Source organism: Longimicrobium sp. (assembly GCF_036554565.1).
Classification (GTDB): Bacteria; Gemmatimonadota; Gemmatimonadetes; order Longimicrobiales; family Longimicrobiaceae; genus Longimicrobium.
The window spans coordinates 1-7961 of record NZ_DATBNB010000881.1 but is presented as its reverse complement, the minus strand read 5'-3'; the positions used below and the strand labels follow the sequence as shown (position 1 = coordinate 7961).

Sequence of the window (7961 nt, the reverse complement as noted above, 5' to 3'; positions counted from 1 at the left end):
AGCGACACGGTCGTGCCGGGGGGCAGCCCGCCCGGCGTGCCGGGCCGGCCGGCTTCAGCGGCGTGGGCGGCACGGGTCAGCAGCCAGTCCATCGCGCCGCGCTCCTCCGGCGGCAGGGTGGTGGCCAGCGCCGCCAGCCGGCTGCCAAGCGCCTGGGGCGGAGGTGCCGGGTCGTCCTGCTTGGGGCCGATGCACACCGCTCCCGTGCGGCCGGGGCGCGAGGGGTCGTCCTGCTTGGGTCCGATGGCGACGGCGGCGGTACCGGTCGGGCGCGGCGCATCCCCGGCCGGGGTGCCGGGCCGGCCACCCGCTCGACCGGCCCGCACGGGGCCTGTGGCGGGGGACCGTCCGCCCTGTACGACGATGCCGGCGGCGGGCGTGCGTCCGCCCTGTACGACGATGCCGGTTCCCGGCACGCCCGTCCGGCCGCCCTGGATGATGATGGCCGCGCGGCCCGCGGCCTGGTCCTGGCCCTCGCATCCGCCGCCCGGCCCGATCTGCAGGACTGGGTTCACTCGCACGTCGCCGACGGCCGGGGGGCCCGCGGTGGCGGCGCGGAGCAACAGGTCCTGCCACAGCGGGCGCTCCGCGGCGGGAAGGCCCGCGGCGAAGCCCTCCAGCCGAAGCTGCAGCGCGTGAAGGTGCGAGGCATCCACCGACATGGGACCGCTCTGCGCGAGCGACGGGGCAGTCGTGAGGGCGGTAGCCAGCAGAAGGAGCGGGGTACGGAGCGGGTGGATCATGGGGTCCCTCCGTGGGAGAGGAAGCGAAGGCCCGAGCCGGCCGGCCGGGGAGAAGAAGAGTGGGTGCGTAGCAGTCTGCCGTCAATCCCACTTTCTGCGTGGACCGCATTCTGCGCGCCTTCGAGTTCGAGTCGCGGCAGTGGACGGACCAGCATCAACATGGAGGAATCCGGTTGGAGAACATCGCTGAGCCGATGGTGGCCGAAGCATTCCCTCGCGTGGACGGGGTGCTGCACTGCGAGAACGTTCCCATGCAGGAGCTGGTGGCCCGCTGGGGGACGCCGCTGTACGTGTACAGCCAGAACGCCATCCGCGAACGCTTTCGCGAGCTGAACGATGCGCTGTCGCCGGTGCCCCACCTGATCGCCTACTCGGTGAAGGCCAACGGCAACCTCGGCGTGCTCCGCACCCTCGCCGCCATGGGCGCCGGCGCCGACATCGTTTCCGGCGGCGAGCTTCACCGGGCGCTGCTGGCGGGCATTCCCCCGGAGCGCATCGTCTTCAGCGGGGTGGGGAAGACGGTGATCGAACTGGCGGCCGCGCTCTCCGCCGGCATCTACGCCTTCAACGTGGAGAGCGAGGGCGAGCTCTGCGCCCTTTCGGACCTGGCGTGTGCCATGGGCACCCGTGCGCCCGTGGCGCTGCGCGTAAACCCCGACATCGACACCCCCACGCCGCACGCGTACACCCGCACCGGCCACGCGGCGACCAAGTTCGGCATCGCCGCGGCGCGGGCGCGCACGCTGTACAGCATCGCCGCCAAGATGCCCGGCGTGCGGGTGCGCGGAATCGACGTGCACATCGGCTCGCAGATCCTGGAGGTGGGCCCCTTCCGCCAGGCGCTGGACTACGTGCTGGACCTGGCGCACGAGCTGAAGCGCGAAGAGGTTGAGCTGGAGTTTCTGGACCTGGGCGGCGGACTGGGGATCAGCTACGAGGGCGGGCCGCGCATCTCCGCCGCGGAGTGGGCCGACGAGATCGTTCCCGCCGTCGCCGCGACCGGGCTGAAGCTGGTGGTGGAGCCCGGGCGGTTCCTCGTGGGCGAATCGGGCGCGCTGCTGACGCGGGTACTGTACGTCAAGGAAGGGGGCGGCAAGCGCTTCGTGATCACCGACGCCGGGATGAACGACCTGCTGCGCCCCAGCCACTACTCGGGATGGCACGCCGTGGAGCCGGTGGAGCCGCACGGCCGCGCCCGGGGCCACGTGGACGTGGTGGGCCCCATCTGCGAAACCGGCGACTTCCTGGCGCTGGACCGCGAGATGGAGGTGCCAAAGCCCGGCGAGCTGCTCGCGATCATGACCGTGGGCGCGTACGGATTCTCCATGTCCAGCCAGTACAACCAGCGCCCGCGCCCCGCCGAGGTCATGGTGGACGGGGCCGACGCCACGCTCGTCCGGCGCCGCGAAACGGTAGACGACCTGGTCGCGGCCGAGATGGACCTCTGATCGCTGTCACGGCGGCGGCGGAATGCACGTTCTCTCCGCGACCGACCAACAGCATACGCGGGAGGATGAAGATGAAGGGAAAGCTGTGTTCGATGATCGCGGGCTTCGTTCTGCTCGCGGGCTGCGCCGAAACGACGTCCGCGGATCCGCTCCTGGACCGGGCGCCCGACGCGCAGCGGGTGGAGGTGCGCCGCCTGGAATTCCTGCCCGTCAGCTTCAGCGGAATCGGGACGGTGGAGCGGGTGGTGATCCGCTCCGAAACGGAGTGGCCAGCCTTCTGGACGCGGCTGTGGGGCGGTGACCGCCGCCCGCGCCCCGCGGTGGACTTCGACCGCGAGATGGTGGTGGCCGCCACGATGGGCGGGCGTCCCACCGGCGGCTTCTGGATCCAGGTGGACAGCGCGGTGGTGAGCTCGGCCGCGGTGGACGTCTTCGTGACGGAGCAATCGCCCGGACGGTCGTGCGGCACCACGCAGGCGTTCGTCTATCCCGCCGACGCGGTCGCGATCCCTGCCAGCTCGCAGCCGGTGCGGTTCCACGAAGCAAAGGTCACGAGGGAGTGCAGTCCGTAGGTTCTGCTCGGTGACAGACGAAAACGCCTCCGGGACCCGACGTCCCGGAGGCGTTTTGTTCATCGTACGGACCGAGCGTCAGGGGCGCGAGTCCAGGTAGGCGGCGGGGCGCAGCACCAGGATGCCGCAGAGCTGCTGGCCGAACCACACGCCGAAGTGCGCCTGGTCGCCCGTAATCAGGTGCGTGGCCCCGCTGATGACCGCCGCCGCCAGGATGGGGCGGTCCTTGTCGGGCAAGATCACGTCGCGCGGCAGCGCCCACGTACCCCGCTCGTGCACGATGCGCAGCCCGCCCGTGAGCACGTCCAGCCACTCCACCTGCTCGGCCCGCATGAGGTTTCGGCGCGCCTCCTCGATGGCGTACGCCGAGGTGACCAGCTCCACGCCCGGCAGGGACCAGAACCGCGCCAGCCGTGACTCGGGCCGGTACGCGGCCGAAAACAGCACGTTGGCATCCAGGAACAGGACGTCCACGCCTCAGGAAAGCGGCTGCTCGTGCGGAATGCCGTCGGGGTCCAGCCCCATGCGGCGCACCTCGGCGGCGGCCCAACGGTACTCGTCGGCCCCGATGGCGTTGTTGAGCAGGAACTCGGCCTTGCGCTGGAGCGTGTACCGCTCGAACGGGAGAACCACGGCTGGCTTGAGCATGATGCCCTCCTCTGTGGGCTCGGCAATGAGGGTGGCGCCTTCTTCGAGGCCGTACTGGCGGCGAAGCGCGGCCGGAAGCACGATCGCGCCTCGCTTGCCTACCTTGATGGATTCCGACTGTGCCACGGTGTTGCTCCTGCAGAATGTATGAAGATCAGAAAATCTGCAAGGGGCAGGAGGTGGGCGCAATGGTCTTGGTACCACCTCTGGCGCCGAGGGAGCGGAAACGTGCGTCAGGTGGCGTCAGCCGTGAGGGTTCGGGCCAAAGAAGAACGCCTCCGGGACTTGGGTCCCGGAGGCGTTCTTCGTCCCGCGTCCCACCTCCGCTAGTCAGCGGCGGCGGCCAGGCGCTGGCGTTCGGCAGCGGCGCCCTCGCGGTCGAACCGGTCCACCGTCACCGCCAGCGAGCCCGGCGGTGTCGGGGCCCTGGACTCGGGCGCCGTCTCGCGGGCGAAGGCCCCGGCGATCTGCGCGTAGTTGGAGTTTGGGTGCCAGAGAATCCAGTCTTCCAGCCCCAGGTCGTAGACGGCGCGCATCTGGTCGCGCGCCTGCTGCGGGCCGTAGCGGAAGCCGCGGTCGTTCCACGTGGCGGTGAACGCCTGCAGCCAGGGAACGATGCGGGCCGGCTGGATCCCGGCGTCCTTCAGCCGCTGGTTGCGGATGACGCCCATTCCCACCGAGTGCAGCACCGTCTGGTACGGCATGCGGTTGGGACGGGCGATGCCGGCCAGGTGCGTGGGAAAATAGTGCGACGGGTAGACCATCGGCAGCACGCCGTCCACGGTGGCGGAGATGCGCTCCCACTGCTGCCCGATCCCCACGTCGCGCGACTCGTTCATCGACAGGCCGAAGACGTCCGCCGTGATCGTGGCCCCCAGCGGATGGATGCGCGCCCGCGCGGCGGCCAGGAAGCCCGCGATGGCGTCCGTCCGGTCGCCCGCGGTGTCGGCGGAGGGATGCACCTGCAGCGGAAGGCTGCGGTACTGCTCGGGAAAGCGCACGTAGTCGAACTGCACCTCGCGGAAGCCGGCGCGCACCGCCTCTTCGGCGATGGCGATGTTCATCTCCCAGACGCCGCGCTCCCACGGGCTGACCCACGTGAGGTTCTGGTGGTCGCGCCACGCCTCGCCCGCGGGCGTGCGGATGGACCACTGGGGGCGAACGCGGGACAGGCGCCGGTCCTTGAACACCACCACGCGGGCGATGGGATGGATGCCGTGCGCCCGCAGCGTGTCGACCACCGACTTCAGGTCGCGGACGGGGATGCTCCCCGGGTGCGTGGCCTCCATGGCCAGCGGGATGCCGCTGTGGTACCGCACCCCGTCCTCGTCCTTGACGTCGATGACGAAGGTGTTGATCTCGGTGGTGTCGGCCAGGGCAAGGAGCTCGGCGCGGCGCACCGGGTTGCCCATGGCGTACGAGCTCACGTAGATGCCGCGGATGATGGGCGGCATCGTTTCGCGCGGGGCGGGCGGCGCGGGCGCGGGCTGCCGCGACGGCGGCGTTCCGGCGGCCAGCCGGCTGGCGACCCCCATCTCGCGGATGGCGTTCTGTTCGAGGGCGTCGCAGCTCGCGGAAGCGAGCGCGGAAAGGACGAGGAACGGCGCGACGGTACGGCGACCCACGGACCACATTGTCGATACCACGAAGCAGAAGCGCGAACGTGCGGCGGGGCCGGGGGAGCCCCGCTCAGGGACGTACGGTGGCGAAAACCAGGACCAGGATGAGCGTCGGCGGGCGCCCCGGTGAGGGCCTCCGCGACGCAAACGGATGGTGGCGATCCGCCGATGGAAAGCACCGCAGAAAGGGTGCCGAGTCTACTCCCGGAACCGCCTGGCCGCAAGGAGCATCGCGGCCGGAACGCTACTCGCCGCGGATGGCCGGGGCGCGGCGGCTCCGGACCAGGTCGCGCGCCAGGTGCGGCAGCAGGAACCAGGGCTCCACCAGGTACCGCCGCCAGACGCGGCCCGGCTGCGTGCAGAGTCGGTAGAACCACTCCAGCCCCAGTTGCCCCACCCACCGCGGCGCGTAGGGAAGCTCGCCGGAAAGCTGGTCCATCAGCGCGCCCAGGTCGAAGATGGCGGCCGGGGGGAGCGCGTCGAGGTTGTCGACGATCCACTGCTCCTGCAGGGGCATGCCCATGCACACCCCCAGCACGTGCGGGCGGAAGGCGCGGATGCGCGCGAGCACCGCCTCGTTCTCGGGGCTGCCGGGGCGCGTGTCGAAGTAGCCGTGGTGCGTCTGGAGCTTCAGGTCGGGATACTGCGCGCGGAACGTCTGCGCGGCCTTGGGCTCGATCTCGGGGCTGCTCCCCAGGAAAAAGACCCGCCACCCGCGCTGGCTGGCCCGCTCCAGCAGCGACGGCATCCAGTCCAGCGGCGAGTTCCGGTGCTTGCGGCGGGCGGGGTAGCCCAGCATCCGCGCCACCCACACGAGCGGCATCCCGTCTACGAACGTCACCCGCGACTCGGCGAAGAAGCGCCGCATGCGCGCGTCGCGGTGGTACAGGTAGACGCTGTGCAGGTTGTGGCCGCCGACCACCCGCCGCTCGCGCGCGTTCACGGCGCGCTCGATTTCGTCGAGGAGCTCGGGGCGGTCGACCAGGTTGAAGCGCACGCCCAGCATCTCGTAGCTCTGCGGCTGAAGCGGCTGCGTCGGCGGGGTACCACCAGGATGCATCGGAAGGTCGCGCGTGCGATGAGGGGCGTGTCTGCCGCGCGGCGCCCGCCGCCCGGCCTCTGGCCCACGCGAAGGGGCAAATTCCGTGCTTCCGTACGCCGTAGCACAGGGGAACAGATGGCCTGAACCTTGCCATCATGCCGCCCGGACCCGTGGGCGCAGCCGTTTGCCGGCGCGGAGCACAACGCCTGTGTTCCCAGCCGGTTGCGGGATGCCCGCCGTAATGCCGCAGGTGATCCCAATGTTGCATTCATTCACTCCTGGCGCCAGGCCCGCCCTGGCGGCCCTGCTGGCCATGGCCGCCCTTTCCGGGTGCGAGCTGCTGGGCGACTCCACCGGCGCCAAGCCGCGCACAGCGCAGGCCGAGTGCGACGGGACGGGCAAGGTGACGCTGAACGGCGATCCGCTGCCCGCGGCGCCCAACGGCTTCGTCGGCGTGGGCAACAAGCTGCTGAGCGTAACGGACTGCCGCCCCACCCGCTTCGTGGGCGTGTCGCGGCCGTCGCTTTCGTTCAGCACCGGCGGCGGGCGGCTGGGCGTGGACTCCATGGCGGCCAACGACTTCGCCGCCATTCGCGCGTGGGGCGCCAACACGGTGCGCATCGAGGTGGCCCAGTACTACTACGTGCCCACGGCCCGCAGCTACGACGCCGCCTACCCGGCGCGGGTGGAGCGGGTCGTCAAGCAGGCGCGCGCCGCGGGGCTGTACGTGATCATCACCCTGCAGGCCAGCGACCGCGGCATCGCCAACTACGAGCCGGTGGGCAACACGCACCAGCCCATGCCCGACCGCAACCACTCCATCCCGTTCTGGACGGACGTGGCCAACCGGTTCAAGAACGACGGCGGCGTGCTGTTCGACCTGTTCAGCGAGCCGTATCCGCGGGGCGGGTCCAACGGGTTCGACAACTGGGAGATGTGGCAGAAGGGCGGGCTGCACGCGGCGGACAACACCTACGACCCGCGGCCGGCGTTCCAGGCGGTGGGAATGCAGGAGATGTACGACGTGGTGCGGGCCACGGGCGCCCAGAACGTGGTGATCATCGCCGGGACCAACTGGGGATACAACCTGTCCGGGGTTCCCAGCCACCGCATCAAGGGGCACAACATCGCGTACTCGGCGCATCCCTGGAACCATCCCGAGTACCCGACCGCGAACCAGCCGTCGGCGTGGGAGAGCGACTGGGCGTTCCTGGCCAGGACGGACCCGCTGATCGCCACCGAGTTCGGCACGCTGGACTGCAAGGAGCCGTACGTTCGCGCCATGCTGGACAAGGCCGACGAGCTGCAGATGGGGTGGATCGCCTGGTCGTGGAGCACGCCCTCGACGGGTGACTCCCTGCGGCAGGAGACGGTCGAGGACCCGATCTGCTCGCGGTCGCTCCTGGTGCTGGACTGGAAGGGCACCCCCACCAAGGTGGGCGCGCTGATCAAGCAGCGGCTGGCCAGCTACTGAGCATGCCGCCGCTGAGCGACGACACCGTCCTGCTGTTCTACGCGGGACCGCCGGAAACCGACCGCTGGGTCAAGGGCGACCGCTACCTGAAGCCCATGGTGAGGCCGCTGTACCGCGCGCTCACCGGCCGCCAGAAGGTGTCGGGGTTCCAGGTGGCGTTCGAGGGGCTGGTGCGGGCGCTGCGGCGGCGGGGGCTGGATGTGCGCGTCAACGACCGCGCCCTGGCGCTGCGCCACCCCGAGCACCCGGTGGGCGTGGCCGGGTATCCGCAGATCCTGGATCGTTGGAGGCTGCCCAACCCGGCGGTGCTGGGCCCGGGGCTGCTGGACCACCCCAGCCTGGCGCCGCGGCTGATGGACGACCCGCGGTTCCGCTCGTACATCGTGCCCTGCGGCTGGATGGACGAGATGTTCCG

The 7961-nt window shown here is 70.7% G+C and carries 7 protein-coding genes and 2 pseudogenes; 4 read left to right on the top strand and 5 right to left on the bottom strand.

Translation table 11 applies throughout. The features are described from left to right. A pseudogene (locus VIB55_RS24685) lies at positions 1–743 on the bottom strand (hypothetical protein); the annotation flags it as partial. 194 nt (positions 744–937) lie between these two features. On the opposite strand from VIB55_RS24685, the gene lysA reads away from it, so the two are divergent. Both lysA and VIB55_RS24675 read left to right on the top strand, forming a co-directional pair. After that, entirely contained in the window at positions 938–2191 is a 1254-nt protein-coding gene (gene lysA / locus VIB55_RS24680; protein ID WP_349263078.1) for a diaminopimelate decarboxylase, read from the top strand. A 71-nt stretch (positions 2192–2262) separates the two neighbouring features. Then, a complete protein-coding gene (locus tag VIB55_RS24675; protein ID WP_331879350.1) occupies positions 2263–2763 on the top strand; it encodes a protease complex subunit PrcB family protein in 501 nt (166 codons plus the stop codon). Positions 2764–2841: 78 nt separating this feature from the next. Here VIB55_RS24675 and VIB55_RS24670 read toward each other — a convergent pair whose 3' ends face one another. The 4 genes from VIB55_RS24670 to VIB55_RS24655 all read right to left on the bottom strand — a co-directional run bounded on the left by VIB55_RS24670 (position 2842) and on the right by VIB55_RS24655 (position 6090). After that, positions 2842–3237, bottom strand: a complete 396-nt coding sequence (locus VIB55_RS24670) for a hypothetical protein (protein WP_331879349.1) — start codon at positions 3235–3237, stop codon at positions 2842–2844. Between the two features lie 3 nt (positions 3238–3240). Next, on the bottom strand, positions 3241–3537 hold the full coding sequence (locus tag VIB55_RS24665; RefSeq protein WP_331879347.1) for an AbrB/MazE/SpoVT family DNA-binding domain-containing protein: 297 nt from the start codon (positions 3535–3537) through the stop codon (positions 3241–3243). Positions 3538–3737: 200 nt separating this feature from the next. After that, complete coding sequence (locus VIB55_RS24660) at positions 3738–5036, bottom strand: putative glycoside hydrolase (RefSeq protein WP_331879346.1); 1299 nt, start codon at positions 5034–5036, stop codon at positions 3738–3740. Positions 5037–5274: 238 nt separating this feature from the next. Next, on the bottom strand, positions 5275–6090 hold the full coding sequence (locus tag VIB55_RS24655) for a WecB/TagA/CpsF family glycosyltransferase (protein ID WP_331879345.1): 816 nt from the start codon (positions 6088–6090) through the stop codon (positions 5275–5277). 241 nt (positions 6091–6331) lie between these two features. On the opposite strand from VIB55_RS24655, the gene VIB55_RS24650 reads away from it, so the two are divergent. Continuing rightward, positions 6332–7546 (top strand): glycoside hydrolase family 5 protein, encoded by a 1215-nt coding sequence (locus VIB55_RS24650; protein WP_331879344.1) that lies wholly within the window; start codon positions 6332–6334, stop codon positions 7544–7546. Between the two features lie 2 nt (positions 7547–7548). Further along, positions 7549–7961 (top strand): annotated as a pseudogene (locus tag VIB55_RS24645) (hypothetical protein); the annotation flags it as partial.